This is a genomic window from Streptomyces sp. NPDC031111 (genome assembly GCF_055570675.1).
Genome location: NZ_JBVIGS010000028.1, coordinates 1 through 25931 on the forward strand (window position 1 = coordinate 1; position 25931 = coordinate 25931).

Here is a 25931-nt window from a genome sequence, read left to right on the forward strand (position 1 = left end):
ATCGCCGGGCTGTCGATCATCAGCTCCAGGCCCTGGTTCAGCTTCTCGCGGTTGGAGAGCAGGTCGTCCAGGTCGCTCTTGCCGATGATCGACCGGAGCGAGGTCTGGGCCATCTGGGAGACCGCGAACCGGTAGTCCTCGACGTTGACGAGGGCCGCCGGCGCGTCGACGACCTTGAAGTAGACGACCGCGTCGACGCGCACGGTCACGTTGTCCCGGGTGATGCCCTCCTGGGCCGGGACCGGCATCGTGACGATCTGAAGGTTGACCTTGTGGAGTCGGTCCACGATGGGGACGATCAGGGTGAAGCCGGGGCGGCGGGCATCCCCTCGGAGGCGGCCGAGGCGGAAGACGACGCCGCGTTCGTACTGTTTGACGACGCGGGCGGCGGCGAGGAGGTAGGTGGCGCCCGCGGCGCCTACGCATGCGGCTGCGGTGAGCAGTTCCTCGACCATGGTGACCTCCCGTTCAGAGGTCTGTGTGCTGTGTGTGCTTTCGTATGCACCTGCGAGGATATGCCCGGGGTTCGGTGTGGGGCCATGGGGTGGGCTGGGCGGCAGGGTGTTTTCGCCCCCGCCGCCCCTTCCCGTCCCGTTCCCGGGGGCTCCGCCCCCGGACCCCCGTTCGCGCAGTTCCCCGCGCCCCTATGGGGTGAGTTTCACGGGTGGTGTGTTCGTCGTGCTGTGGCGTTCGGACCAAGCCGTCAGGGCTGTGTGGCAGGCGTGGTCCAGGTGGTGCAGGCCGGTGAGGTCCAGTTCCACGGGGCGGTCCTGGGGGAGGGACTCCAGGGTGTCCAGGATCTTCGGGAGACGCAGGAACGTCGCGTTGCCGGACAGGTACACCTGGATCGGGCCCGCGCCCTTGTCTATGACCTCCAGTTTCGCCTGCGAGGCCTCCCAGGCCGTCTTGGCGACCGACAGGGCCAGACCGATCAGTACGCCCTCGAACATGTTGACCACGACGATCGACACGGCGGTGACCACCAGGATCAGAGCCTCGCCCCGGTGCCCCCGCCACAGCGCGGCGACCCCGCGGAACGGGATCAGCTTCCAGCCCGCGTGGACCAGGATGCCGGCCAGCGCGGGCAGCGGGATCAGCGCCAGCGCGGACGGCAGCAGCGCGGCGAACAGCAGCAGCCACACGCCGTGCAGCACCCGGGACGCCTTGGTCCTGGCACCCGCCTGGACGTTGGCCGAGCTGCGCACGATGACCGCGGTCATCGGCAGCGCGCCGAGGGCGCCGCAGACCGTGTTGCCCGCGCCCTGAGCGATCAGCTCCTTGTTGTACTGGGTGCGCGGACCGTCGTGCAGCCGGTCCACCGCGGCGGCGCTGAACAGGCTCTCGGCGGACGCGATCAGCGTGAAGGCGACGATCGTTCCGAGGATGCCCACGCCCAGTGAGCCCCACGCCTCCGCGCCGGGTGGCTGGACGGCGTCCAGCAGGCCCTGCACCTCGACCGTGGCGACCGGCACGCCGAACGCGAGGGTGACCGCCGTCGCCAGCAGGACCGCCGCGAGCGCGCCGGGCACGGCGCCGGCCGGACCCGGCATCCGGCGCCACAGGACCATCACCGCGACGGTGCCCGCGCCGACCGCGAGCGAGGCGAGCGCCTCGGTGCTGCCGAGCGCGTCCACGGCGGCTCCGGGCAGCCCGAGGATCTTGTCGATGCCGGAGGAGGGCGCCGTCAGCCCGGCCGCCGAGTACAGCTGCCCGGCGATGAGCACGAGACCGATGCCGGCCAGCATGCCCTCGACGACCGAGATCGATATCGCGCGGAACCAGCGCCCGATCCGCAGGGCGCCCATGAGCAGCTGGAGCAGCCCGGTGGCCGCCACGATCACGCCGAGCGCGGGCAGACCGTAGGTGTCGACGGCCTCGAAGACCAGCACGGTCAGCCCGGCGGCCGGCCCGGACACCTGGAGGCTGCTGCCCGGCAGCAGACCGGTGACCAGTCCGCCCACGATGCCGGTGACCAGGCCGAGTTCGGCCGGGACACCGGAGGCGACGGCGACGCCCACGCACAGCGGGAGGGCGACCAGGAACACGACGAGCGAGGCGGCGAAGTCCTGCCGCAGATGGGGGAACCTGGACACCGACGCGCTCACAGCGCCTCGAACGCGTCGGTGGCCGCGCGGTGTTCGCGCACGGCGCCGGTGTGCACCTCGTAGTACCAGCCGTGCAGCCGCAGCCGGCCCGAGGCCAGCCGCTGTGCGACGCAGGGGTACGAGCGCAGGCGCAGTAGCTGGGCCAGGACGTGGTGCTGCACCGCGTCCGCGCAGGCCGGGTCCGCCGCGTCGGCCGACGCCGGCTCGTCGGCGGCGTGCGCCAGCCAGTCCCGTACGGCGGGTACGGCGTCCAGGTCGTCGCCGCGCACCAGCGCGCCGATCGCCCCGCAGTGGGAGTGGCCGCAGACCACGATGTCCGTGACGCCGAGGACCTCCACGGCGTACTCGACGGTGGCGGCCTCGGCGGTGGGGCGCCCGGAGACGTACGGCGGCACGATGTTGCCCGCCGTGCGCAGCTCGAAGAGCTCGCCGGGCCGGGCGCCCGTGATCAGGGCCGGGACGACCCTGGAGTCGGAGCAGGTGATGAACAGGACGTCGGGGGATTGTCCCTCGGCGAGGCGGGCGAACTCCTCAGGGCGCTGTCCGAACGTGCGGGCGTTGTCGATGAGGGGTTGCATCTGGTGATTCCTCCTGGCGCGCGTGGGGGCGCGTCGGACGGGCATGACAAAGGTGAGTGTTTCTCTTGTCCGTGGCCCTTGCTTTACGGGTTGTGTGCGCGGATGCGAAGGTGCCCGGAAATGCGGAGAAGTGAAGCGCGGGTAAAGCGACGGCAAGGGCCGGGTGTGTGGCCATGGTCGCCGGGCCTGCGAACATGCGTTCTTGTCAAGGCGGTTCACACCTCTTCCGCACGTCAACTCTTGGTCAACGGATGGTCAAGAAACACGTTAACCCTGCAAAGTCCTTTGCAGGGTTAATTCGGTGTTTCGTGGCGCGGAGAGCCTGAAAAGAAGGGTTGTATTGGCGTGAACCCGCCCTTGATCAGGGGCGATTCAATCGGGTATCGCACACCCGTCTCAGGGGGTGTCGGCGAGCCGTTTCGCGTCCCGGGCCAGGGCGGTGAGCCGTGAGATCGCCCGGAAGTACTTCTTGCGGTAGCCGCCCTTCAGCATCTCCTCGCTGAACAGCTGGTCGAACGGCAGCCCCGAGGCCAGTACCGGCACCTCACGGTCGTAGAGCCGGTCGGCGAGGACCACGAGGCGCAGTGCCGTCGACTGGTCCGGCACCGGCTCCACACCGGTGAGGCACACCGCGCGGAGACCGTCGGTGAGGGCGCCGTAGCGGCTGGGGTGGACCTTCGCCAGATGGTCCAGCAGATCCGGGAAGGCGTCGAGCGAGGCGCCCTCGGTGGCGTGCGCCGCCCGTGTCACCACCTCGTCGGAGTACGGTGCCGGCGCCTCGGGCAGACCGCGGTGGCGGTAGTCCTCGCCGTCGATGCGCAGGGCGCGGAAGTGGGCCGACAGGCCCTGGATCTCGCGCAGGAAGTCGGCGGCGGCGAACCGGCCCTCGCCGAGCTTGCCCGGCAGCGTGTTCGAGGTGGCGGCGAGCGCGACGCCCGCCTCGACCAGCCTGCCGAGCAGGGTGGAGACGAGCACCGTGTCGCCCGGGTCGTCCAACTCGAACTCGTCGATGCACAGCAGGCGGTGCCCGGAGAGGGTCTTCACCGTCTGCTGGAAGCCGAGGGCGCCCACCAGGTTCGTCAGCTCCACGAAGGTGCCGAACGCCTTGAGGGAGGGTTCGGCCGGGGTGGCGTGCCACAGGGAGGCCAGCAGGTGGGTCTTGCCGACGCCGTAGCCGCCGTCGAGGTAGACGCCGCGCGGGCCGGCCGGGGTCTTCTTCGCCGCCTTGCCGAACCCGAACAGCCTGCGCCTGCCCGAGTCGCCGCCCGCCGGTCCGCCGAGGCCCGCCGCGAAGCCCTCGAGGACGCGTACGGCCTCGGTCTGGCTCGGCTGGTTCGGGTCCGGGATGTAGGTGCCGAAGCGGACCGAGTCGAATCGCGGCGGCGGCACCATCTCGGCCACGAGCCGGTCCGCGGGGACGTGCGGCTCGCGGGCGCACAGGGACAGCGGAGCCACGTCGGCTATCGGACCGGGACGGGAGGCGGCGGAGGAGGACGACACGGTCCCCCATGCTACGGGTCGTGGAAGACTGCGTGACATGCGACGCCTGTTCCCCGTGACCGACGTGACCGAAGAAACAGCAGCCGCCGGCGGGGTGGACGGCCGCGAGTGGAGCCTGGCCGAGCTGGCCGCCGCGTACGCCTATCCCGAGCCGGGGCCGGAGGGGCGGGAGCCGTGGCTGCGGGCCAACATGGTGTCCACCCTCGACGGGGCCGCCCAGCACGAAGGCCGCTCGCAGCCCATCTCGTGCCCGGCCGACATGCGGATCTTCGGCGTGCTGCGGGCCCTCGCGGACGTGGTGCTGGCCGGCGCGGAGACGGTACGGCAGGAGGGGTACCGTCCGGCACGCGCGCGTGCCGAGTTCGCGGCGGCGCGGGAGGCGGCCGGACAGGGGCCCGCGCCCGTGATCGCGGTGGTGACGGCGAGCCTGGACCTGGACTTCTCCCTGCCGCTGTTCACCTCCCCCCTGGTGCCCACGCTGCTGCTGACCGGCGCCGGGGCCGCCCCGGACCGCGTCGCCGCCGCCGAGAAGGCGGGCGCCCGGGTGGTGATCGCCGGGGAGGGGGCGGCGGTGGACCCCGCGCGGGCCGTACGCGCCCTCGCGGACCTCGGACACACCCGGCTGCTGACGGAGGGCGGTCCCCGGCTGCTGGGCCAGATGGTGGCGGCCGGGGTGCTGGACGAGCTCTGCCTGACCGTCTCGCCGATGCTCACCGCCGGTGACGCACAGCGCATCGCCGGTGGACCCTCCGTAACACTTCCGCGGCGTTTCGCGCTGAAGTCGATGTTGGAGGAGGACGGTTTCCTGTTCACGCGGTACCAGCGGTCCGGACCGTTCCCGGCCGGGGGCACCGGACGGTGACCACCGGTCCGGCGATCGGCGGAGCCCATCCGTCCGCTCGGCGCGGGGACAGGCAACACTGAATCCGGCGGTACCCGTGCGAACACGGGGAAGGATGGTTTCCGCAGGGCCTTGCCGGGCCCACGGAGCAGAGAGGGGGCCCGAGGGTCCTCCGACGAGAAGGGGCGCCTGGTGTTCACAAGCGTACTGATGATCGAGAAGGCCCTGACCTCCGCCGACGTGGAGTTCGTCACCACCTTGCACGGCGACGAGCCGGTCTCCTTCCACGTGCTGCTCCAGCCGCGCGGCGAGCAGGCCGACCGGCTGCTGAGGGCCATCGACGACGTCGCGCTCGGCGAGCTCGACGAGGCCGTCCGGGAGGGCGAGACGCCCGAGGGCGAGGAGGCGCAGAGCATGGGGGAGCGGGCCCTGGAGGTGTCCCTCCAGGCCCTGCGCGCGACCGGCGACGAGGCGGACGGCCGCCTTATCGAGGACCACCCCCTGGACGCGCTGAAGACCATGGTGGAGGAGGTCGGCGCGGACGAGGTGATCGTCCTGACCGACCCGCACTACGTGGAGGAGTTCTTCCACCGGGACTGGGCCTCCCGGGCGCGGCACAAGGTCGGGGTGCCGGTGCTGAAACTCTTCTCCCACAGCAAGGCATAGGCTGGGGCGGCGCTCTCCCGGCTCTCCCGCGAGGGCGCGAAGACCGCCGTCCCGCTCGCACCCCTGGGAGAACACGCATGGCACCCGGCCTTCCCACCGCCATGGACCGACCGCACTTCATCGGCATCGGCGGCGCCGGAATGTCGGGCATCGCCAAGATCCTCGCGCAGCGCGGCGCGAAGGTGGCCGGCAGCGACGCCAAGGACTCCGCCACCGCCGACGCCCTGCGCGCGCTGGGCGCCACCGTGCACATCGGGCACGCCGCCGGGCACCTCGCCGACGACGCCAGCTGTGTGGTGGTCTCCTCCGCCATCCGCGAGGACAACCCCGAGCTGCTCCGCGCGGCCGAGCTGGGCATCCCGGTGGTGCACCGCTCCGACGCCCTCGCCGCCCTGATGGACGGCCTGCGCCCGATCGCGGTGGCCGGCACCCACGGCAAGACCACCACCACCTCCATGCTGGCCGTCTCCCTCAGCGAGCTGGGCCGGGAGCCGTCGTACGCGATCGGCGGCGATCTGGACGCCCCCGGCTCCAACGCGCTGCACGGCGCGGGTGAGATCTTCGTCGCCGAGGCCGACGAATCGGACCGCAGCTTCCACAAGTACGCGCCCGAGGTCGCGATCATCCTCAACGTGGAGCTGGACCACCACGCCAACTACGCCTCCATGGAGGAGATCCACCAGTCCTTCGAGACGTTCGTCGGCCGGATCGTGCCCGGCGGCACCCTGGTGATCTCCGCCGACCACGAGGGCGCCCGCGAGCTGACCCGGCGACTCGACGGCTCGGTGCGGACCGTGACGTACGGCGAGGCGGAGGACGCCGACGTGCGGGTGCTGTCGGTCGTCCCCCAGGGACTGAGGAGCGAGGTGACCGTCGAGCTCGACGGCACCCCGCTCACCTTCACGGTGTCGGTCCCCGGCCGGCACTACGCGCACAACGCGGTGGCCGCGCTCGCCGCCGGCGTGGCGCTCGGCGTCCCGGCCACCGAGCTGGCGCCCGCGCTGGCCGCGTACACCGGGGTGAAGCGGCGCCTCCAGCTCAAGGGCGAGGCCGCGGGCGTGCAGGTCATCGACTCCTACGCGCACCACCCCACCGAGATGACCGCCGACCTGGAGGCGATGCGCGCCGCCGCCGGTGACGCCCGCATCCTCGTCGTGTTCCAGCCGCACCTGTTCTCCCGCACCCGCGAGCTGGGCAAGGAGATGGGCCAGTCCCTGTCCCTGGCCGACGCCTCCGTGGTGCTGGACATCTACCCGGCCCGCGAGGACCCGATCCCCGGCGTCACCAGCGAGCTGATCATCGAGGCGGCCCGGGCGGCGGGCGCGGACGTCACGGCCGTGCACGACAAGGCGGAGATCCCCGAGGTGATCGCGGGAATGGCGAAGCCCGGTGATCTCGTTCTCACCATGGGAGCGGGCGACGTCACCGACCTCGGCCCGCGGATCCTGGACCGTCTGTCGAAGTAAGGGGCTGGAAGCTCATGCCGTACGACGTGGAGAAGCCGGACGAGGAGTGGCGCGCGGAACTGTCCCCGTCCGAGTACGCGGTCCTGCGCCAGGCAGGCACGGAACCCGCCTTCACCGGCGAGTACACCGACACCAAGACGGAGGGCGTCTACTCCTGTCGCGCCTGCGGCGCCGAGCTGTTCACCTCGACCACCAAGTTCGAGTCCCACTGCGGCTGGCCGTCCTTCTACGACCCGAAGGACACCGACGCCGTGGAACTGGTCGAGGACCGCTCGCACGGGATGGTGCGGACCGAGGTCCGCTGCGCCCGCTGCGGCTCCCACCTGGGCCATGTCTTCGAGGGCGAGGGTTACCCGACGCCGACGGACCAGCGGTACTGCATCAACAGCATCTCGCTGCGGTTGCAGCCCACCGAGGGCTGATCCGCTTTCGTTCCGCCCGGGCCGCGGCCGCACATCGGCCGGGTCCCGGGCGCGCGTCGCAGGTCAGTCCGCGGCGATCGCGCAGTCGAGGATCCGCCCGTCCGTCGTGCCGATCAGGAGCTCTCCCGGCCCGGTCCGCACGAGCGACAGCGCCACCACGGGTTGGCCGTGGACCTCCAGCGGCCCGCGCCACCGCACGGTCCCGTCGGACGCGCTCAGGGCCACGAGCTCCCCGGAGTTCAGGGCGACGTACACGGTGTCCTCGTCACCGTCCACTGCGGTCGCCGGGTGGTCGCAGGTGAACACCCAGCGGACGGCTCCGTCCTCCGCGCCGCGCCGCACCACGAACGCGTTGCCGGGAAGCAGGCCCGCACCGTCGTGCACCGCACCAGCGTGTACCAGGTCCCGTACCTCCCCGGTGCCCATCTCGACTCCCGGTCCGCCGAAGAGATGCCCGGCCCGCCGTGAGTCCCACTCGAGCGGGAACAGTCGCCGCACCACCGGCTCGCCCATCGGGCCGAACGGCTCGACGGCGACGACCCACTTGTCCTTGTGCGGATTCCTGGCGTCGCCCTGGAGGAAGAGCAGTCGACGGCTGCGGAGAATCCGGAACGGATGGTTGACGAGGTCGAACCCGCTCAGCTCCGCCGTTGCCGCCGGGGTTTCCCCTGTCGGAGGGACCAGTGCGACCGGCCCCGGGCGTTTCCAGTCGTCCCAGCCGGTGCGGCGCAGCGCCAGCCACCCGTCCTCGCGATGGGTGAGGGTGGCGGTGAATCCCAGCTGGAGCGTGCCCAGCCGCCTTCCGTCCGCGAGGGACACCCGGGCCGCGGTGAGGGGTGGCTCGGTGGTCACCCATCTTCCACTCTCCCGGTGCATGCGCCTGCGATCCGCCACGACCCAGGCCTCACCCGTCTCGGGCCGGGCCGCGAGCTGGCGGCCGCCTTCGGGGTCCGGAACGCGCCATTGCAGCCGGCCGTCCGGCAGCCACGCCTCGGCCAGCACGCCCTCGGCGCACGCCAGTGTCCGGCCGTCGTCCAACCGCTGGACGTCCCACACCTGCCGCCGCGGCGTCCACGAGGGGTCACCGACGAGGCTCGCCAGCGACTCGACGGCCCGGGAGACCGCGGCCTCCTGCTGCGGACGCTCGAAGTCGACCCACTCCCCGCCCAGTTCCTCCGGGCCGATGGACCCCCGTGCGACATGCCGCCAGTCGGGACGCTCGATCACGACCTCGAAGCCATGCGCATGGGCGTCGTCGTAGTCGTAGTCGTCCGGTGGAGCCAGCACCAGGCGCAGAGCCTGTTCGCTCCGCCACGTCACGCTCAGAACCTCGCGCGGTCCTCGGGTGGCCGGGGTCACGCGGCCCGACTCGAGGTCGATCAGCAGCAGTTCGCCCTCGAAGGCGTACCCCCCGTCGTACGCGCCGGTGCCGACCGCCGCGAGCGGCAGCGTCGGATGCAGCGCGATGGACCGCACGGGCCACCGGGAGTCCACAGCCCACCGACACCGCGCCCCGTCCACGTCGTAGGCGCCGATCCGGTGCCCGCGCCGGCCGGCGGTCCCCGACCCCGACCACTGGAGGTACCCCAGATCACCGCCCACGACGATCAGCTCGTGCTCCGGACCGCCCACCACCACGGAAGGCGTGCCCACCTCGGCGAACGGGCGGTCGCCGAGGACGCGGTGAACTGACAGCGGCTGAGACATACGGCTGGATCTCCATGATCGAGGAGAACGCATTCTCACATCGGCCGTGTCCGGCATGCTTCGGGTTTTCTGCGATGTGAGCCGGGCGCGACGCGCGGTGCATCAGTACGCCATCGCGGTCAGTACGCCATCGCGGCGGAAGCCGAACTCGCCGAGCACCGCCGGCACGTCACCGATGTCGAAGCGCGCCATGCACAGACGGGCTGCCCTCTCGCCCCCCTCTCCTCAGGGCGCCGCGCGGTCGGCGGTCAGCACACGGGGAGTCCCGTCGAGCAGGGCGCGCAGGCGGTCCGCGGACAGGGGTTCGCCGGGGTCCCCGAAGATGTCACCCGACGGCGTACGGCCGGTCTTGAGGATCTCCTGGATCTCGGCCGAGACAGCCGCCATGACTCCGGGGTCACGGAAGTACGGCACGGCGGACGCGAGCGTCTCGGGCTCGAACCGCCAGCTCTCGGACAGTGGGCCGACGTCGACGGTGTCGAAGCCGAGCCGGCCGATCAGCTCGGCGGCGGACGCCTTGGCCCGCAGGCTGTCGCCGGCGATCGGCAGAGCGGAGCGCTCGGCCGATCCCGCGGGCCGGGCCAGGGTGAGGATGTGCGCGTCACTGAGGTTGGTGAACGCCTTGACCGTGCGCGCGCCGGGCAGTTGCCGCTGGACCAGCTCGGCCGTGGTGATCTCACCCGAGTCCAGCACGTCGATGTACCCGTCGCGCCACGACGGGTAGTAGTTGACGGTGTCCAGTACGACCTTGCCGGCCAACTCGGCCGCCGGGAGCTGTGGGACGGCCACCAGCGGGACGCTGACCACTACCCAGTCGCCGGCCTCGGCCGCCTCCGCCGGCGTCGCCGCCCGAGCCCGCCCGCCGAGGTCGGCGACCGTTTCCGCAAGGCTCTCCGGGCCGCGCGAGTTGGACAGGACGACGTCGATGCCGGCCTCCGTCGCGAGCCGAGCGATCTTCGCGCCGATGTTGCCACTGCCGATGAAGCCGAGTGTCGCCATGACGGCACCTCTCCTCATGCTTGGACCGTTATGCGGAGCAGGTGCTCCTCTTATTGCCTGCAAGGTAGCACGAGCGGAGCAAGTGCTCCGGTACGTCCCGGGGAGCGGTAATCTGAGCGCGTGACCACAGCCGAGCAGCCCCGCCCCCGACGCGCGGACGCCGAACGCAACCGCACCGCCATCCTCGAAGCGGCCGGCGAGGTCTTCGCCGAGCAGGGCAGCACGGCCGACGTCCGGGAGATCGCCCACCGCAGCGGCGTCGGCATGGGTACGCTCTATCGCCACTTCCCGACGAAGGAGGACCTGTTCGTCACGGTCCTGGAAGCGGAGTTCACGGCCTGGTTCGCCGACGGGCACCGCGCGGCCTCCGCGACCGAGGATCCCTGGCAGGCCCTGACGAGCTTCTTCGAGCACACCCTCACCCACCAGGCACGCAACCGCGCCCTGGTCGAGAGCTACGTCGCCACCGGCGGCCCCACCCACCAGTGCGCCTTGCTCTGCGACTCCTTCATGTCCGGGCTGCACGCCCGCTGCCTCGACGCCGGCGTCCTGCGGCCCGGGGTCACCAGCGCCGACCTGGTCCTGCTCCTCGCCTCGCTGAGCCAGGTGGTCCAGACGTCGGGTGACGATCGCCCCGGCCGGTGGCGCCGTCTGCTGCGCATCTCCCTCGACGGCCTGAGCAGCCGGAACACCGAGCCGCTGCCGGACGCGGGGGACGAGTAGGGTCCTGCGGACGGCGCGACCTGGACTGGTCGAGATGTCCGCGACGCGATCGACAACCACCGCGACGAACGGCAGCTGCCGCAGATCATGATCGAGGGGGCGCCGGTCTGGTGCCGCGATCGGTAGCCGTTCCCCCGCTCTCTCGCCATGGGCCGGCTGATCCCGTCAGCCGCCCAGGGCCAGGCCCGGCGAGTCGACGTTGCCGCCCAGCGCGCCGAGCACGCTACGGACGAGCAGGTTGACCTTCGCCTCGATTTCGTCCCCGGCACGCACGGAAGTCAGGGTCGGGGACTCCGCGGGCAGGTCGTTGACCTCATGCAGGAGGGCCAGGTAGACCCGGCGGCCCCAGGCGGGTTCGACCGTGGCGATCGCTCCCGAGTCCCGCAGACGGGCGAAGAGCACGTCGAGGCCGTCGAGGACGGCCGGTGTGAGGGCCGCGGTCAACTGGATGGCGAAGCGGTGGCTGAGCTTGAGCTCGAAGATGATCTCCGTGACCCGGTGCAGTGCGACGAGGGGCGGCGCGGTCTTCACCCGCGCCTCCGCCAGTCCACACAGATAGCGCCGGCTGAGCTGGTCGGCCAGGGCGTCCAGCAGTGCGGTGCGGGATGTGAACCGGCGGTGGACGGTGGCCCGGGCAAGGCCCGCCGCGTCGGCGATCCGCTCCAGGGACGCGGTGGGGTCCACGGCGAGCACGCTCTCGGCTGCCTCCAGGATGCGGACCGTACTGCGTTCGGCGTCCGCCCGGACCCGCCGTGGAGTGCTGTTCTCGGCCACGGCACCTCCTTCTTCTCCGGCGCAGCCTATCCCGCCGGCCAGTAAGTGAGACATTGGAGATGCAGTTATTGACGTATGTGAGACGAGTGCGTTTCACTTGAGCTGCCTGAGCCATTCCCATCACAGGAGTACGTCATGGATCTTCAGCTCGCCGGCAAGCGTGTTCTGGTCACCGGTGCGAGCAGGGGCATCGGCCTCGCCATCGTTCGGGCGTTCCAGGAGGAGGGGGCGGTGGTGACCGCGACGGCGCGACGTCTCACGCCGGAACTGGAGGCCACCGGGGCCGCCTTCGTACCCGCCGATCTGTCCACGGCCGATGGCCCGCAGCGCATGGTGGACGCCGTTCTGACCGCTGATCCCCAGCTTGATGTCCTGGTCAACAACGCGGGTGGCGGTGTCCTGCCGCGGGAGGCCCTCGGTGATCCGCTCAACGGCGGGGACGACGTCTGGACGGCAGGGTTCGCCCTCAACTTCGACGCGGCGGTACGGACCATCCGCGCGGCCCTGCCCTCGCTCACCGAGGCCAGGGGAGCGGTGGTCAACATCAGCTCCGACAGCGCACGCCGACCGGGAGCGGAGCCGCTGCCCTATTCCGTGGCCAAGGCCGCCCTGAACGCCTTCACCCGACAGTTCGCCGAGCGGGTGGCGTCCACCGGAGTACGAGTCAACGCGGTGTCACCATCGGCCACCCGCACCCACATGATCATGGACAAGGACGGATTCGTCGGACAACTCGCCGACAGCGTGGGCATCGATCACGACACGCTGGTGGCGGCCCTGCCGAAGCAGAACGGAATGCTCACCGAGACCCTGATCGACCCCGACGAGATCGCCCGGACGGTACTGCTGCTGGCCTCCCCGACGATGCCGAGCGCGATCGGTGCGAACTGGTTCGTCGACGCCGGAGCCACCAAGGTCATCTGAGCGGGCCGCGGGTCCCTCACCGCTTGCTCACCTGCTCGGCCAACCCTCCCTTGCGGAGGGTGAGTATGCGGCGGGACCGGGTGACGAGGATGTCGACGTCGCAGGCCATCGCGCCGGCGATGACGACGCGCTTCTGCCGGCCGCCCGACAGCCGCATGACGCTGCGGGAGGCAATCGACCTGTCGAGGCGAGACTGCGCAGCGGGTGCTCAGCGGGCGCCTTAAAGGTTGTGTTTGTCACCGGAAGTCATGGACGGCTGGTCAACAGCCCTGGACGAGCTCGCGGGCGACGCGGCGCCGGACGGCCGCGCCGTGCACGCGGCCCGCGCCGAGGTCTACGCCCTGCGCGCCGCGGAGGAGCGCGGCACCATGTCGACGGGCATCTTCAGGTGGGCCGAAGCCGAATCCCGGGGCGTTGTCGCCGGTACCGACGCCATGACCGAACTCGTCACGGCACCCCCTCCCCACTGAGGCACACGATCGCGCCCCGCCCGGCGGCTGCCGGCACGCCGGTCCCGGGGAAACCGGTACCTCCTCGACCGGCTGCACCGACGCGCCCTGCGGGGTGCGACCAGGCCACTTCGCAGGTGACCTACGACACTTGCGCCTGACCCCCGCCGAGGGCTGAACGGAGCGGTTTGCGAGTCGTGTTCAGTGGTTGGCGGTCAGTACAGCCGTGAGGCCTTCCTGTAGGTCCTTGACGAAATGGTCGGGGACCTCCAGTGACGGGAAGTGGCCCCCGCTTTCGGGTGAGTTCCAGCGGACGATCCGGCGGTAGCGCTCCTGTGCCCAGGGGCGTGGGGATTTCTCGATGTCGCGGGGGTACATGGTGATGGCCGAGGGGACGTCGACCCGGAGTTCGGGGTCGAGTGAGGCGTGGCTTTCGTAGTAGATGCGGGCCGCCGACGCGCCGGTGCGCGTCAGCCAATAGAGGGTGACGTCGTCAAGAACGCGATCCCTGGAGATCGTCTCGAACGGGCTGTCCTCGGTGTCCGACCACTCGGCGAACTTGTCGAGGATCCAGGCGAGAAGGCCGACCGGGGAGTCCACGAGCGAGTAGCCGATGGTCTGCGGCCGGGTTGCCTGCTGCTTCGCGTACGCCGCGCGGTGGAGCCAGAAGTCGCGGGTTTCCTCGGTCCATTCGCGCTCGACCGCCGTCAGCCCGTCCGTTGTCAGCCCGGGCGGCGCCTCCGCGAACAAGGTGTGGATGCCGAGAACGTGCGTCGGGAACCTGCCGGCGAGAACCGTGGTGATGTTGCCTCCCCAGTCGCCGCCGTGGGCCAGGAACTCGCCGTAGCCGAGTCGTCCCATCAGTTCGACCCACGCGGCCGCGATCTTCTCGGTTCCCCACCCGGTGGTGGCCGGCTTGTCGCTGTAACCGAAGCCCGGCAGTGAGGGGACCACGACGTGGAACGCGGGCGTGTTGGCGTCTTCCGGATCTGCCAGCTCGTCCACTACGTCGATGAACTCGGCGATGCTGCCCGGCCAGCCGTGGGTCAGGATCAGGGGAGTGGCGTCCGCGCGCGTGGACCGGCGGTGCAGGAAGTGGATTCCCAGATCGTCGATGGTCGTGCGGAACTGACCGATCTGGTTGAGGCGCTCCTCGAACGACCGCCAGTCGTAATCGGTGCGCCAGTAGTTCACGACATCGACGAGGTCGGCGAGCGGAACGCCCTGTTCCCATCGGCGATGGACGGTCTCGGCCTCCGGTAGTCGCGCCGCGGCGAGTCGTGCGCGCAGATCGTCGAGGTCGGCGTCAGTCGCGTGGGCTTCGAATGCTTGCACGTCACTGGTTGGACGGGGCATGAGGCCTCCTGGCCATCGCGGAACCGGCTAAGCCGGTTCCAGCGTGACAGAGGCCGTGCCGGCGTGCAACCGGCTAAGGTGGTTCCATGCGCGCTGGGTTCCCTGACTTTCGCCTCGGCAAGGTGCTGGCGACCAGCTTCACGGCGACCCTGACGGAGCGGCAGGGCAATGCTGTGGAGCGCATTCCCACGCCGCAGCGACTCGTCGACTGGCTGGCGGTGAGCGGCCTCGCCGTGGACTCCTGCACCGCCGCCCAGCTGGACCTCGCCCGGGAGCTGAGGGAGTCGATTCACGTCGCCGCGACGGCGGCCGCGATCCAGGACCCTCTCCCCGCGTCCGCTGTCCAGGTCATCAATGAGCGCAGTGCCGACGGTCGGGCCGCCGCGATCCTGACCCCCGAGGGCAAGCGGCAATGGCGGATCAGTTCGGGTTCCCGCGTGGAGGACGCCCTCGGCGTGATCGCCGCCGACGCGATCGGCATCCTCGCGGGAGAACGGGACGGACGACTGGCCTTGTGCGCATCGCCGACCTGCCGGGCCGCCTTCTTCGACACCAGCCAGAGCCGCACCCGCAGATGGTGCGACATGAACACGTGCGGCAATCGTCAGAAGAAGGCACGCTTCCAAGCCAACCGATCACGGCCCGCCGAGGTCTGAGCCGCACTCCGTCGCTCACCAGCCGGTGCGCAGCAAGTGGTTGAGGAGCAGGGCGAGGACGGCCTGCGCGGCGAGCCAGGCGCGCGGGCCGGGCAGGAAGGCGGCGGCCGGGAGCAGCCAGAAGGCGAAGGGCAGCCAGATGCGTTCCGTCTCCGCCTTGCTCATCCCGGACAGATCGGCGACCAGCAGCGCGAGCAGGGCGGCACCCGCGAGCAGCGCCAGACGGGGACCGGCGGTGCGTGGGATCAGCACGCGGCCCCTGATCAGCAGTTCCCCGCCCCTGCGCAGCCCCGCCACCGTCGCCGGGCCGATGATCAGCACCGTGCAGGCGAAGTTGGCCCACACCCAGTACCCGTACGGCCGTACCCCGCCCGCCCCCTGGTAGTAGCGGGTGACCAGCAGCCGGTACGCCTCCCACCAGTCGAACCCCAGGACGGCGAACACCACCGGCACGACCAGGAACCCGGCGACCACGTACGGCAGCGCCCGCAGCCGCCGCGTCCCCAGCAGCAGTACCGCCGCGCCGATCACCGCGAACAGGGTGAGCCCGTACGACAGGTACACGGTGAGCCCGAACAGCAGTCCGGAGCCGAAGCCGGTCCAGCCGGGACGGTGTCCGGTCACGGCGAGGGCCAGCAGGGCGACGGCCCAGGCGGTGACCGCCGTGAAGTAGCCGTCGGCGGAGGTGCCCACCCACACCGCCGCCGGGGCGAGGACCAGGAAGGGCGCCGCGCGCCGGGCGAGCGACTCGTCGGCGAGCCGGCGTACGGCGATCAGGATCGCGACCGCCGCCGTGGTGCCGGTGGTGATGACGAAGGCGCCGGCCCACCCCCCACCGCCCAGGCCGATCCGGTCGAGGAGGACGAAGGTGAGGGTGGCGCCCGGGGGATGCCCGGCGACATGGGCGGGCCAGTTGTCGGGGGTGTCGAGCAGGATGTGGGCGTCGAAGTCCCGCAGGGTGGCGGGGATGTCCCGGAAGCGGTCGACGGCCCGCAGATATTCGTGGGTGCTGGTCAGCTGCCCGGCGACACCACGGAACCAGCCGTCGACGAGCGCGAGCGACCACGTCCACGCCAGGGACGCGCCCCACGCCGTGAGCAGCAGGCGCCGCCAGGACGACCGGGCGGCCAGGGCGGGGCCGTACGCCACCACGAGGACCGCGACGACCAGTGCGGCCGGAGTCCCCGGGCCGACGTGCGGCGCCCAGTCGGCCAGCAGCGGAGGCCAGTTCACCCGGAGGGAGCCGTCGCGGTCGATCCACGCGCCGATCAGCGCGGCGGCCAGGACGAGCAGCGCGGCGGCCGCGACCGTGCAAAGATCGCGGGCGAGGCCGCGGGACGCGGCACGGGGAAGATCGCGGTTCACGCCGTCACGCTAGGCCGGGGGAGCGGTCGGGAACGGCCGACGAGGGCGGATGTCAGCGTTTCGTCATCCCTGCCGGACCCTCTCAGAGGGTGGTGCGGACCTACGGTCGGCACATGGCTCGGTCCTTCCTCCCCACCCGTCCCGGGCGCGGCCCGTTCTCACCGGACTTCTGGCGCAGCCCGCTGCGCGGCCCCTGGTTCACCTCGGTGCTCGGGGTGGTCCTCCTCGCCGGCGTCACGATCCTCTTCGTGACGGGGCTGCTGTCGTACGCCGCGTACAACCCGGACCTCGATCCGGTGAACGACAAGACCCCCGGCAAGGGGATCCTCGGCTTCTACCTCTTCTCCTGGCCCACCGACCCGCCGTGGCTGTACCGGCTCACCCAAGGGGTCCACGTCACGCTCGGGCTCGTACTCGTCCCCGTACTGCTGGCCAAGCTGTGGTCGGTGGTGCCGAAGCTGTTCACCCTGCCGCCTGCCCGCTCGCTCACCCACGCCCTGGAGCGGATCTCCCTGCTGCTCCTGGTCGGCGGGGCGCTGTTCGAGTTCGTCACCGGCATCCTCAACGTCCAGCTCGACTACGTCTTCCCGGGCTCGTTCTACCCGCTGCACTTCTACGGCGCCTGGGTGTTCTTCGGCGCGTTCCTCGCCCATGTGGTGCTGAAGGCGCCGGTGGCGTTCCGCAATCTGCGGAGGATGCGGGAGGGGGCCGACGAGCGGACGGGCGAGCGGGCCGACGAGCTGGTGGCTCGCCGTCCCGACCCGCCGACCGTCTCGCGGCGGGGAGCGCTCGGGCTGGTCGGCGGCGGTTCGCTGCTGCTCTTCGTCACCTCCGCGGGGCGCAGTTTCGACGGACCGCTGCGCGAAACGGCCGTCCTCACGCCGCACGGCGGCCCCGAACCCGGCACCGGGCCCGGCGCCTTCCAGATCAACAAGACGGCCGCGTACGCCGGTATCCGCGCGGCCGAGACGAGCGACGAGGCGTGGCGGCTGGTCGTCACCGGGCACTCCGGCACCGTACGGCTCGGCCGCGCGGAGCTGCTGGGCCTGCCGCTGCACAGCGCGGCCCTGCCCATCGCCTGCGTGGAGGGCTGGTCCACCTCCGACCAGTGGTGGCGGGGCGTACGGCTGCGGGACCTCGCGGCGCTCGTCGGGCACGACGAGCCGGTCGACGTGTTCGTGGAGTCGCTGCAACGGCGGGGTGCGTTCCGGCGTGCCGCGCTGCGTGGCAATCAGGTGGCCGACCCGCGGTCGCTGCTCGCCCTGTTCGTCAACGGCGAGGAACTGTCCGCGGATCACGGTTATCCGGCGCGGATCATCGTGCCCGCGGCGCCCGGGGTGCTGAACACCAAGTGGGTGGCCCGGCTGACCTTCGGCGAACTGTGAGGCGACGACCTGTGAAGCTGTTCGTGTTGCTCTGTTCGTTCGTCCTCTGCGCGTACGCGGGGGTGCGGTTGCTCGACGGTGACTGGGTCATGGTCGCGCTGTGGTTCGTGGGGGCGGCGGTGATCCATGATCTGGTGCTGCTGCCGTTGTACGCGGCGGTCGACCGTGTGCTGGTGAAGGGCGCGGGGCGGCGGAGGGGGTGGGTCAACTACGTACGGGTGCCGGTGGCTCTGTCCGGGCTGCTGCTGCTCGTGTGGTTTCCGCTGATCAGCGGTCGGGTGTCGGAGCGGTACGGCGGTGTCGCGGGTCTGTCCGCGGACGGTTACGTGGTGCGGTGGCTGATCGTCACGGCCGTGTTGTTCGGTGGGTCGGCGGTGGTGTTCGCGGTGCGGGGCGGAAGGAAGCGGCCGTCGGCCGACGGTTGAGGTTGTCGCCCCCGCCGCCCCTTCCCTCCCCCACTCTCGGCTTCGCTCGAGCGGGGCGGGGGGACCCCCATCGTCCCTGGGGGCTGCGCCCCAGACCCCCCTTTCGGCCCTTCGGGCCTCGTCCTCAAACGCCGGACGGGCCAAAAGATCAGCGCCCCCGGAGCGCTACGAAGCAGCGACCGTCCGTCGACCATTCGGCCTCCGCTCGCCAGCCCGCCTCCTCCGCGTACCGCCGCAGCGCCGGAGTTCCGAGGCGGGCCCACGGGAACGGGGGGCCGGGGGCCCAGTGGGTGTCGGTGAGCTGGACCAGGGCGCGTTCGTCGATGTCCGGGTGGGGGACCGTCTCGGCGATCACCAGGCCGCCCGGCGCCACGAGTCGGGCGAGCCGGTGGAGCAGGGCGGACGGGTCGCCGCCGATGCCTATGTTGCCGTCGATGAGCAGGGCGGTGCCCCAGCGGCCGGTGCCGGGCAGCGGGTCGAAGACGGAGCGGAGCAGCGCCTGCCCGCCGCGCGCGACGGTGTGCGCGACCGCGGCCTCGCTGACGTCGACGCCGAGCGCGACCTGCCCGCGGGCGCCCAGGGCGGCGACGAGCCGTCCCGGTCCGCAGCCCACGTCCAGCACCGTGCCCTCGCAGCGCCGCAGCACCTCCAGATCGGCCGCGTCCGCCTCCGCGCACCAGCGCTCGACCTCCAGCGGCAGCAGCCACCCGTCCGCGCGGCGCAGGAACAGCGGTCCCCGGCCCGCGTGCAGGGCGTCGGCGTAGGGGTCCGTGGACCAGGAGGCGCGGGCCGTCCGTCGGCGTCCCACGCGCGCTGCCGCGCGCACGCCGCTCACCGGTGGGTCTCCGTCAGTCGGGCCAGGCGCGCGGCGAACCGTCCGCCGGGGGCCTCGCGGGCGACCAGCGCGGCGTCGTACGCCGTGTCCACGTCCCGCAGTCGCGGCAGTTCCCGCACCCGCAGCCGCGCGAGCCGCCGCCGTTGCGCGGCCCCGGTCTCCGGTGTCGACATGGGGACCCCGCGCAGCAGCCCGGGGTCGGGTGCGGCCAGGCCGAGCGCCCAGAAGCCGCCGTCCTCGGCGGGGCCGAAGTACGCGTCGCAGTCCGCGAAGTCCACGGTGAGCAGCTCCGGGGTCACCTGGGGCGTGTCCATGCCGATGAGGAGGGCGGGGCCGTCGCACCCGGCGAACGCGGCGGCCAGCCGCTCGTCGAGCCCGCCCGCGCACTGCGGTACGACCTCGACGCCGGCCGGCAGCCAGGGCCCCGGCGCACCGTCCAGCACCAGCACCCGCCGCCGCGCGGGCGTACGGGCCACGGCGTCCAGGGTGTCCGCGAGCGCGGCCTCGGCGAGCCCCGCCGCCTCCTCGGGGGTGAACGGCGGGGTCAGCCGGGTCTTCACCCGGCCGGGGCGGGGCTCCTTGGCGATGACGAGCAGGGTCACCGGCGCCTCCGAGCCGGCCGTCATGAGGCCGCCCTCTCGGACGCGGGTGCCTCCCGGAGCACACGGCTCATGTCCCGTACCGCCTGGAAGGTGCCGCGCCAGGTGCCGGTCACCTTCGAGGCGCCGGTGCGCGGCGCGTACGGGACGTCGTGCTCGGTGACGCGCCAGCCGGCGTCGGCGGCGCGCACCACCATCTGGAGCGGATAGCCGCTGCGCCGGTCGGTCAGGTCCAGGGCGAGCAGTTCCTCGCGCCGGGCGGCCCGCAGCGGGCCGAGATCGCGCAGCCGCAGTCCGGTACGGCGGCGCAGCAGCCGGGACAGCGCGAGATTGCCCGCGCGGGCGTGCGCCGGCCAGGCACCGCGCGCCCGCGGCCGACGCCGTCCCAGCACCAGGTCGGCCTCGCCGGCCCGGATCTCGCGCACGAACGGCACCAGGTCCGCCGGGTCCAGCGAGGCGTCGCAGTCGCAGAAGCAGACGATGTCGGCGGTCGCGGCGGTCAGCCCGGCGTGGCAGGCGGCGCCGAAACCGCGCCGCTCCTCGCGCACGACGGTCGCGCCGAGCTCACGGGCGATGCGGTCGGAGCCGTCCGTGGAGCCGTTGTCCACGACGAGGGCGCGCCAGCCGGGCGGGACGCGTTCCAGCACCCACGGCAGCGCCGCGGCCTCGTCGAGGCAGGGGAGGACGACGTCCACGGACGCCGGGCCCGGTTCCGGGGCGGGGGAGGAGGTGGTCACGGCTCTCACCCTACGAATGTGAAACGGGCATACCGGGCATCGGCTCCTTACGAAACAGGGACGTCGGCGGCCCGCCCGCACCGCTCGCGCGCGCGTGGTGCGAGGCTGGGCGCATGGAGCAGCGACCACCGAACGCCGAGGCCGGGGCCCGGGTCCTCGTCGTGGACGACGACCCCACCGTCGCCGAGATCGTCACGGGCTACCTCGACCGCGCCGGATACGTCGTCGACCGGGCCGGCGACGGCCCCGACGCGCTGGCCCGCGCGGCGGCCCACTGGCCGGACCTCGTCGTCCTCGACCTGATGCTGCCCGGCATGGACGGCCTGGAGGTGTGCCGAAGGATGCGCGGGCACGGGCCCGTGCCGGTCATCATGCTCACCGCGCGGGGCGACGAGGACGACCGCGTCCTCGGCCTCGAGGTCGGCGCCGACGACTACGTCACCAAGCCGTTCAGCCCGCGCGAGCTGGTCCTGCGCGTCGAGTCCGTACTGCGCCGCACCCGGCCCGCCCCGGTGGCGTCCGGCCTGCTGCGGGCGGCCGGTCTGTCGGTCGACCCCGCCGCCCGCCGGGTGCTCAAGAACGGTGTCGAACTCGCCCTCACCATCCGTGAGTTCGACCTCCTCGCCTTCTTCCTGCGGCACCCCGGGCGGGCCTTCGCGCGCGAGGAGCTGATGCGCGAGGTGTGGGGCTGGGACTTCGGCGACCTGTCCACCGTGACCGTCCATGTGCGGCGGCTGCGCGGCAAGGTCGAGGACGATCCGGCGCGGCCCCGGCTCATCCAGACCGTGTGGGGCGTCGGCTACCGCTTCGACCCCGCCGTCGGTTCCGGGGAGGAGTGAGCGTGCGCGACATGCTGCTCATCGCCCTGTTCGCCTTCCTCGGCGCCGCCGCGGCCGGTGTGCTCGGCGCGGGCGTGCTGCTGCTGATCCGGCGCTGGTCGCTGACCGCGCACCTCGCGGTCGTCGCCGGGGTCGCGGCGACGGCGATGCTCGCGGGCACCCTGGCCGTCGCCCAGGCCATGTTCCTCTCCGCGCACGACCTGAGCGTGGTGACGACGGTCGTCGCCATGGCCGCCGTGGTCTCCACGGTCACCGCACTGCTGCTGGGCCGCTGGGTCGTCGCCCGCAGCCGGGACCTGGCGCTCGCCGCCCGCTCCTTCGGCGACGGCGGTGACTTCGCCGCGCCCGACGGCCCGGCCACCGCGGAACTGGCCGCGCTCAGCCGCGAGTTGGAGGCGACCAGCGTCAAACTGGCCGAGTCCCGCGACCGTGAGCGCGCCCTGGAGTCCTCCCGCCGCGAACTCGTCGCCTGGATCTCCCACGACCTGCGCACGCCGCTCGCCGGACTGCGCGCGATGGCCGAGGCGCTGGAGGACGGGGTCGCCGCCGAGCCCGACCGCTACCTCAAGCAGATCCGCACCGAGGTGGAACGCCTCAACGACATGGTCGGCGACCTCTTCGAACTGTCCCGCATCCACGCGGGCACACTGACCCTCTCGCTCTCCCGGATCTCCCTGTACGACCTGATCGGCGACGCCCTCGCCGGCGTGGACCCGCTCGCCCGCGAGCACGGCGTACGGCTCGTCGGCGACCGGGTGGAGTCGGTGCCGGTGGAGGTGGACGGCCGGGAGATGAGCCGGGTGCTGGGCAATCTGCTGGTCAACGCGATCCGCCGGACCCCGGCCGACGGCACCGTCGCCGTCGCCGCGGAACGCTCCTCCGGGGGCGTGGTGCTGTCCGTGACGGACGGCTGCGGCGGCATCCCCGAGGAGGACCTGCCCCGCGTCTTCGACACCGGCTGGCGGGGCACCCACGCGCGCACCCCACCGGCCGGCGCGGGCCTCGGCCTCGCCATCGTCCGCGGCATCGTCGAGGCCCACCGGGGCAGCGCCACGGTCCGCAACGTCACCGGCGGCTGCCGCTTCGAGGTCACCCTTCCGGCGACGGAGGGATGACCCGGTCGCCCCGCAGGCCCGCCGCCGCGAACTCCCGCATGCCGTCCTCGAAGCCGACCTCCGGCTTCCAGCCCAGCTCGGTCCGCAGCCGGGAGGAGTCCGCCGTGATGTGGCGGACGTCGCCCAGGCGGTACTCGCCGGTGACGACCGGGGCCGGGCCGCCGTGGGCGTCGGCGAGGGCGAGGGCCATCTCGCCGACCGTGTGCGGTGTGCCGCTGCCGGTGTTGTAGGCGGTGAGCGTCCCGGCGGGCGGGTCCGCCGTCAGCGCGGCGACGTTCGCCGCCGCCACGTCCCGTACGTGCACGAAGTCCCGCCGCTGACCGCCGTCCTCGAAGACGTGCGGGGCCTCGCCGCGGGCCAGCGCGGAGCGGAAGAAGGAGGCGACGCCCGCGTACGGGGTGTCGCGGGGCATGCCGGGGCCGTACACGTTGTGGTAGCGCAGCGACACCGCCGAGCTGCCCGTCGAGCGGGCCCAGGCGGCGGCGAGGTGCTCCTGGGCCAGCTTCGTCGTGGCGTACACGTTGCGCGGGTCGGTGGGGGCGTCCTCGCCCACCAGGCCCGGTTCGAGGTCCGCCCCGCACGCCGGGCAGGCGGGTTCGAAGTGTCCGGCGGTCAGGGCGGTGACGGTCCGTGGGCCGGGGCGCACCACGCCGTGCCGGGGGCAGGTGTAACGGCCCTCGCCGTACACCACCATCGAGCCCGCCAGCACCAGGCGGCGTACGCCCGTCTCCGCCATCGCGGCGAGTAGCACCGCCGTGCCCAGGTCGTTGTGGGAGACGTAGTCCGGCGCGTCGGTGAAGCCTGTGCCGAGGCCGACCATGGCTGCCTGGTGGCAGACGGCGTCCGTGCCGGGCAGTGCCTTGCGGATCGCGTCGGGGTCGCGGACGTCCGCTGTCGGGTCGGTGCGGATGTCGAAGACGGTGGGGTCGTGGCCGTGTGCCCGTAGGGCCTCCACGACGTGGGATCCGATGAAACCGGCTCCGCCGGTGACCAGTACGCGCATGTGTTCACGCTAGGCGTGCGCCTTGTGCCGCGGTGGGACCGCGCGCGTGACGTCACGGGTCCGTAAGACCGGTGAGCGGTGTTGATGCGGGGCGGGGGGTGTTCGCGCGGCCCGGCGCTTGCGGGGTGCCGTCGCGCCCACCCGGGCCGCCCTGGGGGCACCTCCCAGGCCCTTTAGGCACTGAGGGAGGCACGACTGCCCGCGGAGTGCGTGGGGTCGTCAATGAGTGTTGTGCAGGGGTAGGCGTGCGGTGAAGACCGTTGAGCCTGGGGTGCTGGTCAGGGTGATGTCGCCGCCGTGGGCCCGTACCAGGGAGCGGGCGACCGCCAGGCCCAGGCCGGTGCCGCCGCGCTCCCGGCTGCGGGCCTTGTCGATGCGGTAGAAGCGGTCGAAGACCCGCTCCCGGTCCTCCGCCGGGACGCCGGGGCCCGCGTCGGCGACCCGTACCAGTGCCGAGTCGCCGGTGACCTCGACGCCGACCGAGACCCGGGTGCCGGCCGGGGTGTGCACGGCGGCGTTGGTGAGCAGGTTGTCCAGCACCTGCCGGACGCGCTGCGGATCGAGCCGCAGGACCAGCCGGCCGGGACCGGCCGCCACCGTCAGCGGATGCCCCGGGTGGCTCGCCCGGAACGCGTCGGCGGCCTGCTGCACCAGCTCCACCAGATCCGTGTCCGCCGTCCGCAGCGGTGCCTCCACCTCCGCCGCGTCCAGCCGGGCGAGCAGCAGCAGATCGTCCAGCAGGATCCCCATCCGCGCGGCCTCCGCGCGCAGCCGGGCCAGATGCCGTTCGCGTTCGGCGGGTTCGTTGGCGGCGGCGTACTGGAACAGGTCCGCGTAGCCGCGTACCGACATCAGCGGGGTGCGCAGCTCGTGCGAGGCGTCCGCGACGAAGCGGCGCAGCCGCAACTCGGCCTCCGCGCGCACCGCGAGGGAGTCGTCGATGTGCTCCAGCATCGTGTTGAACGCGGTCCGCAGCTCCGCCACCTCGAGGCCGCCGTCCCGCCCGTCGGCGCGCAGCGGCAGCCTCGCCGCCGACTCGGTCAGATCGTGCGAGGCGATGCCGTGCGCGGTGTGCGCCATGTCGCTCAGCGGCTTCAGGCCGCGCCGCAGCATCCGCCGTCCGAACACCACCAGCGCCAGCAGCGCGAGGGCGAACACCACGACCTGCACCGTGATCAGCTGCCCGACGGTCTCCTCGATGTCCGCCACGGGCGCGGCACTCACCAGCACCACCCCCGGCTCGACCTCGCAGCCGCGCAGCCGGTAGGTGCCCTCCCCGTCGATCCGCGCGGTGCGGGTCAGCTCCGTGTCGGAGTGCGCCATCGCCCGCGCGAGGTCGGCGAGGGCGCGGGTGTCGGCGGGTACGTCGGCGGGCCTGCGCAGGCTGACCGCGTCGCCGGAGACGTCGTACACGGCCGTGTACCAGCCGTAGTACGGCTTCCGCTTGACCGTGCCGTGCGCCGCCGCGTCCTTGGCCTGCACGGTCTGGATCAGCTTCAGCTGGTCGCCCAGCTGCCGCTCCAGATAGTCGTGCATGTAGGTGGTGAGGGCCGTGCCGACGACCGCGAACACCGCCAGCGACAGCACCCCGAGGCCCAGCGCCAGCCGGGTGCCCAGCCGCATCCGCCGGTAGGTGTCCCGCAGCCGCCGGACGAACGCCGTCACTCGGCGGCCTGCCGGATCACGTACCCGAAGCCCCGCACGGTCCGGATCAGCGGCTCACCGGTGTCGTCCAGCTTGCGCCGCAGCCTGCTGACCACCAGTTCCACCACATTGGAGCGGCCCCCGAAGCCGTACTCCCACACATGGTCCAGGATCTGCGCCTTCGTCAGCACGGCCGGCGACCGGCGCATCAGATAGCGCAGCACCTCGTACTCGGTCGGGGTCAGCGACAGCAGCCGCTCGCCGCGCCGCACCTCACGGGTGTCCTCGTCCATCGTCAGATCCGCCACCCGCAGCACCGACCGCTGGTACCCCGGCCCCGCGCTGCGCCGCAGCACCGTCCGCAGCCGGGCCATCAGCTCCTCCACGGCGAACGGTTTGACCAGGTAGTCGTCCCCGCCCCGGGTCAGCCCCGCCACCCGGTCCGCGACCCCGTCCCGCGCGGTGAGGAACACCACCGGCACCATCGTCCCGGAGCGCCGCAGCCGGTCCAGGACACCGAAGCCGTCCACGTCCGGCAGCATCAGGTCGAGCACCACGATGTCCGGGCGGAACTCGGCGGCGCGACGCAGCGCCTCCTCACCCGAGTTGGCGGTCACCGCCTCCCAGCCCTCGTAGCGGGCGACCGTCGCCACCAGGTCGGCTATGGGCGGGTCGTCGTCCACGACCAGGAGTCGTACTTTTTCCACCCGCCCATACTGCGGCACACCGCCTCCGGCGCCAGAGGCGGTGCGGAACCGCGTCCCGATCGATAAAAACTTGAAAGTTGACCGACAGCGGATCGACAGCGCCCGTGACCA

Annotated in this window: 28 protein-coding genes; 12 read left to right on the plus strand and 16 right to left on the minus strand. The window is 72.2% G+C overall.

Annotation, left to right across the window (positions count from 1 at the left end; translation table 11 throughout):
* The 4 genes from ACZ470_RS36405 to zapE all read right to left on the minus strand — a co-directional run.
* Nucleotides 1-455 (minus strand): SPFH domain-containing protein (locus ACZ470_RS36405; RefSeq protein WP_468434230.1); only part of this gene is annotated, 455 nt, incomplete at its 3' end.
* A 189-nt stretch (nucleotides 456-644) separates the two neighbouring features.
* Nucleotides 645-2093: a SulP family inorganic anion transporter gene (locus ACZ470_RS36410; RefSeq protein ID WP_468434231.1), complete on the minus strand. Its 1449-nt coding sequence runs from the start codon at nucleotides 2091-2093 to the stop codon at nucleotides 645-647.
* A gap of 8 nt (nucleotides 2094-2101) precedes the next feature.
* Nucleotides 2102-2683, minus strand: coding sequence for a carbonic anhydrase (locus tag ACZ470_RS36415; protein WP_468434232.1), 582 nt, complete (start codon nucleotides 2681-2683; stop codon nucleotides 2102-2104).
* A 396-nt stretch (nucleotides 2684-3079) separates the two neighbouring features.
* Complete coding sequence (gene zapE / locus ACZ470_RS36420) at nucleotides 3080-4183, minus strand: cell division protein ZapE (protein WP_468434233.1); 1104 nt, start codon at nucleotides 4181-4183, stop codon at nucleotides 3080-3082.
* 37 nt (nucleotides 4184-4220) lie between these two features.
* On the opposite strand from zapE, the gene ACZ470_RS36425 reads away from it, so the two are divergent.
* The 4 genes from ACZ470_RS36425 to msrB all read left to right on the plus strand — a co-directional run bounded on the left by ACZ470_RS36425 (nucleotide 4221) and on the right by msrB (nucleotide 7578).
* A complete protein-coding gene (locus tag ACZ470_RS36425) occupies nucleotides 4221-5045 on the plus strand; it encodes a pyrimidine reductase family protein (RefSeq protein ID WP_468434234.1) in 825 nt (274 codons plus the stop codon).
* Nucleotides 5046-5216: 171 nt separating this feature from the next.
* The gene (locus tag ACZ470_RS36430) at nucleotides 5217-5690 is read left to right on the plus strand and encodes an indole-3-glycerol phosphate synthase (RefSeq protein ID WP_468434235.1); all 474 of its coding nucleotides are present in this window, start codon (nucleotides 5217-5219) and stop codon (nucleotides 5688-5690) included.
* Between the two features lie 77 nt (nucleotides 5691-5767).
* Nucleotides 5768-7156: a UDP-N-acetylmuramate--L-alanine ligase gene (gene murC / locus ACZ470_RS36435; protein ID WP_468434236.1), complete on the plus strand. Its 1389-nt coding sequence runs from the start codon at nucleotides 5768-5770 to the stop codon at nucleotides 7154-7156.
* Between the two features lie 14 nt (nucleotides 7157-7170).
* Entirely contained in the window at nucleotides 7171-7578 is a 408-nt protein-coding gene (gene msrB / locus ACZ470_RS36440) for a peptide-methionine (R)-S-oxide reductase MsrB (protein ID WP_468434237.1), read from the plus strand.
* A 63-nt stretch (nucleotides 7579-7641) separates the two neighbouring features.
* On the opposite strand, the gene ACZ470_RS36445 is transcribed toward msrB, so the two are convergent.
* Nucleotides 7642-9285, minus strand: coding sequence for a PQQ-binding-like beta-propeller repeat protein (locus ACZ470_RS36445; RefSeq protein WP_468434238.1), 1644 nt, complete (start codon nucleotides 9283-9285; stop codon nucleotides 7642-7644).
* Between the two features lie 225 nt (nucleotides 9286-9510).
* Nucleotides 9511-10284: an NADPH-dependent F420 reductase gene (locus tag ACZ470_RS36450; protein WP_468434239.1), complete on the minus strand. Its 774-nt coding sequence runs from the start codon at nucleotides 10282-10284 to the stop codon at nucleotides 9511-9513.
* 120 nt (nucleotides 10285-10404) lie between these two features.
* Between ACZ470_RS36450 and ACZ470_RS36455 the strand changes: the two genes are divergently transcribed.
* A complete protein-coding gene (locus tag ACZ470_RS36455; RefSeq protein ID WP_468434240.1) occupies nucleotides 10405-11007 on the plus strand; it encodes a TetR/AcrR family transcriptional regulator in 603 nt (200 codons plus the stop codon).
* A gap of 165 nt (nucleotides 11008-11172) precedes the next feature.
* Here ACZ470_RS36455 and ACZ470_RS36460 read toward each other — a convergent pair whose 3' ends face one another.
* Nucleotides 11173-11781, minus strand: coding sequence for a TetR/AcrR family transcriptional regulator (locus ACZ470_RS36460; protein ID WP_468434241.1), 609 nt, complete (start codon nucleotides 11779-11781; stop codon nucleotides 11173-11175).
* Nucleotides 11782-11916: 135 nt separating this feature from the next.
* Between ACZ470_RS36460 and ACZ470_RS36465 the strand changes: the two genes are divergently transcribed.
* Complete coding sequence (locus ACZ470_RS36465) at nucleotides 11917-12705, plus strand: SDR family NAD(P)-dependent oxidoreductase (RefSeq protein ID WP_468434242.1); 789 nt, start codon at nucleotides 11917-11919, stop codon at nucleotides 12703-12705.
* Nucleotides 12706-12721: 16 nt separating this feature from the next.
* On the opposite strand, the gene ACZ470_RS36470 is transcribed toward ACZ470_RS36465, so the two are convergent.
* The gene (locus tag ACZ470_RS36470) at nucleotides 12722-12862 is read right to left on the minus strand and encodes a hypothetical protein (protein WP_468434243.1); all 141 of its coding nucleotides are present in this window, start codon (nucleotides 12860-12862) and stop codon (nucleotides 12722-12724) included.
* A gap of 76 nt (nucleotides 12863-12938) precedes the next feature.
* Here ACZ470_RS36470 and ACZ470_RS36475 point away from each other — a divergent pair, with 76 nt between their 5' ends.
* On the plus strand, nucleotides 12939-13175 hold the full coding sequence (locus ACZ470_RS36475) for a hypothetical protein (RefSeq protein WP_468434244.1): 237 nt from the start codon (nucleotides 12939-12941) through the stop codon (nucleotides 13173-13175).
* A 180-nt stretch (nucleotides 13176-13355) separates the two neighbouring features.
* On the opposite strand, the gene ACZ470_RS36480 is transcribed toward ACZ470_RS36475, so the two are convergent.
* Nucleotides 13356-14510 (minus strand): epoxide hydrolase family protein, encoded by a 1155-nt coding sequence (locus tag ACZ470_RS36480; protein WP_468434245.1) that lies wholly within the window; start codon nucleotides 14508-14510, stop codon nucleotides 13356-13358.
* Nucleotides 14511-14596: 86 nt separating this feature from the next.
* Between ACZ470_RS36480 and ACZ470_RS36485 the strand changes: the two genes are divergently transcribed.
* On the plus strand, nucleotides 14597-15166 hold the full coding sequence (locus ACZ470_RS36485; protein WP_468434246.1) for a CGNR zinc finger domain-containing protein: 570 nt from the start codon (nucleotides 14597-14599) through the stop codon (nucleotides 15164-15166).
* Between the two features lie 15 nt (nucleotides 15167-15181).
* Here the strand turns inward: ACZ470_RS36485 and ACZ470_RS36490 are convergent, their stop codons facing one another.
* On the minus strand, nucleotides 15182-16531 hold the full coding sequence (locus ACZ470_RS36490; protein WP_468434247.1) for a hypothetical protein: 1350 nt from the start codon (nucleotides 16529-16531) through the stop codon (nucleotides 15182-15184).
* A 113-nt stretch (nucleotides 16532-16644) separates the two neighbouring features.
* Between ACZ470_RS36490 and ACZ470_RS36495 the strand changes: the two genes are divergently transcribed.
* Complete coding sequence (locus tag ACZ470_RS36495; RefSeq protein WP_468434248.1) at nucleotides 16645-17916, plus strand: molybdopterin-dependent oxidoreductase; 1272 nt, start codon at nucleotides 16645-16647, stop codon at nucleotides 17914-17916.
* Nucleotides 17883-18341, plus strand: a complete 459-nt coding sequence (locus ACZ470_RS36500; protein ID WP_468434249.1) for a hypothetical protein — start codon at nucleotides 17883-17885, stop codon at nucleotides 18339-18341. Before ACZ470_RS36495 ends, ACZ470_RS36500 begins: the two co-directional genes overlap by 34 nt.
* Nucleotides 18342-18489: 148 nt before the next feature.
* On the opposite strand, the gene ACZ470_RS36505 is transcribed toward ACZ470_RS36500, so the two are convergent.
* The 3 genes from ACZ470_RS36505 to ACZ470_RS36515 are packed head-to-tail and all read right to left on the minus strand — an operon-like array spanning nucleotide 18490 to nucleotide 20521.
* Nucleotides 18490-19176, minus strand: a complete 687-nt coding sequence (locus ACZ470_RS36505; protein ID WP_468434250.1) for a methyltransferase domain-containing protein — start codon at nucleotides 19174-19176, stop codon at nucleotides 18490-18492.
* Nucleotides 19173-19802, minus strand: a complete 630-nt coding sequence (locus tag ACZ470_RS36510; RefSeq protein ID WP_468434251.1) for a TIGR04282 family arsenosugar biosynthesis glycosyltransferase — start codon at nucleotides 19800-19802, stop codon at nucleotides 19173-19175. The genes ACZ470_RS36505 and ACZ470_RS36510 overlap by 4 nt, the downstream gene beginning before the upstream one ends.
* Nucleotides 19799-20521 carry a glycosyltransferase family 2 protein gene (locus ACZ470_RS36515; protein WP_468434252.1) on the minus strand — a complete coding sequence of 241 codons (723 nt, stop codon included), beginning with the start codon at nucleotides 20519-20521 and terminating at the stop codon, nucleotides 19799-19801. Before ACZ470_RS36515 ends, ACZ470_RS36510 begins: the two co-directional genes overlap by 4 nt.
* Before the next feature lie 104 nt (nucleotides 20522-20625).
* Between ACZ470_RS36515 and ACZ470_RS36520 the strand changes: the two genes are divergently transcribed.
* Together ACZ470_RS36520 and ACZ470_RS36525 are read left to right on the plus strand one after the other, a co-directional pair.
* Entirely contained in the window at nucleotides 20626-21351 is a 726-nt protein-coding gene (locus ACZ470_RS36520) for a response regulator transcription factor (protein ID WP_468434253.1), read from the plus strand.
* Between the two features lie 2 nt (nucleotides 21352-21353).
* Complete coding sequence (locus ACZ470_RS36525; protein ID WP_468434254.1) at nucleotides 21354-22466, plus strand: sensor histidine kinase; 1113 nt, start codon at nucleotides 21354-21356, stop codon at nucleotides 22464-22466.
* Here the strand turns inward: ACZ470_RS36525 and ACZ470_RS36530 are convergent.
* The 3 genes from ACZ470_RS36530 to ACZ470_RS36540 form a co-directional block, all read right to left on the minus strand.
* Nucleotides 22441-23469 carry an NAD-dependent epimerase/dehydratase family protein gene (locus tag ACZ470_RS36530; protein WP_468434255.1) on the minus strand — a complete coding sequence of 343 codons (1029 nt, stop codon included), beginning with the start codon at nucleotides 23467-23469 and terminating at the stop codon, nucleotides 22441-22443. The genes ACZ470_RS36525 and ACZ470_RS36530 overlap by 26 nt on opposite strands.
* 219 nt (nucleotides 23470-23688) lie before the next feature.
* Nucleotides 23689-25092, minus strand: coding sequence for a sensor histidine kinase (locus ACZ470_RS36535; protein WP_468434299.1), 1404 nt, complete (start codon nucleotides 25090-25092; stop codon nucleotides 23689-23691).
* A 38-nt stretch (nucleotides 25093-25130) separates the two neighbouring features.
* Entirely contained in the window at nucleotides 25131-25820 is a 690-nt protein-coding gene (locus ACZ470_RS36540; RefSeq protein WP_468434256.1) for a response regulator transcription factor, read from the minus strand.
* Nucleotides 25821-25931: the final 111 nt, after the last annotated feature.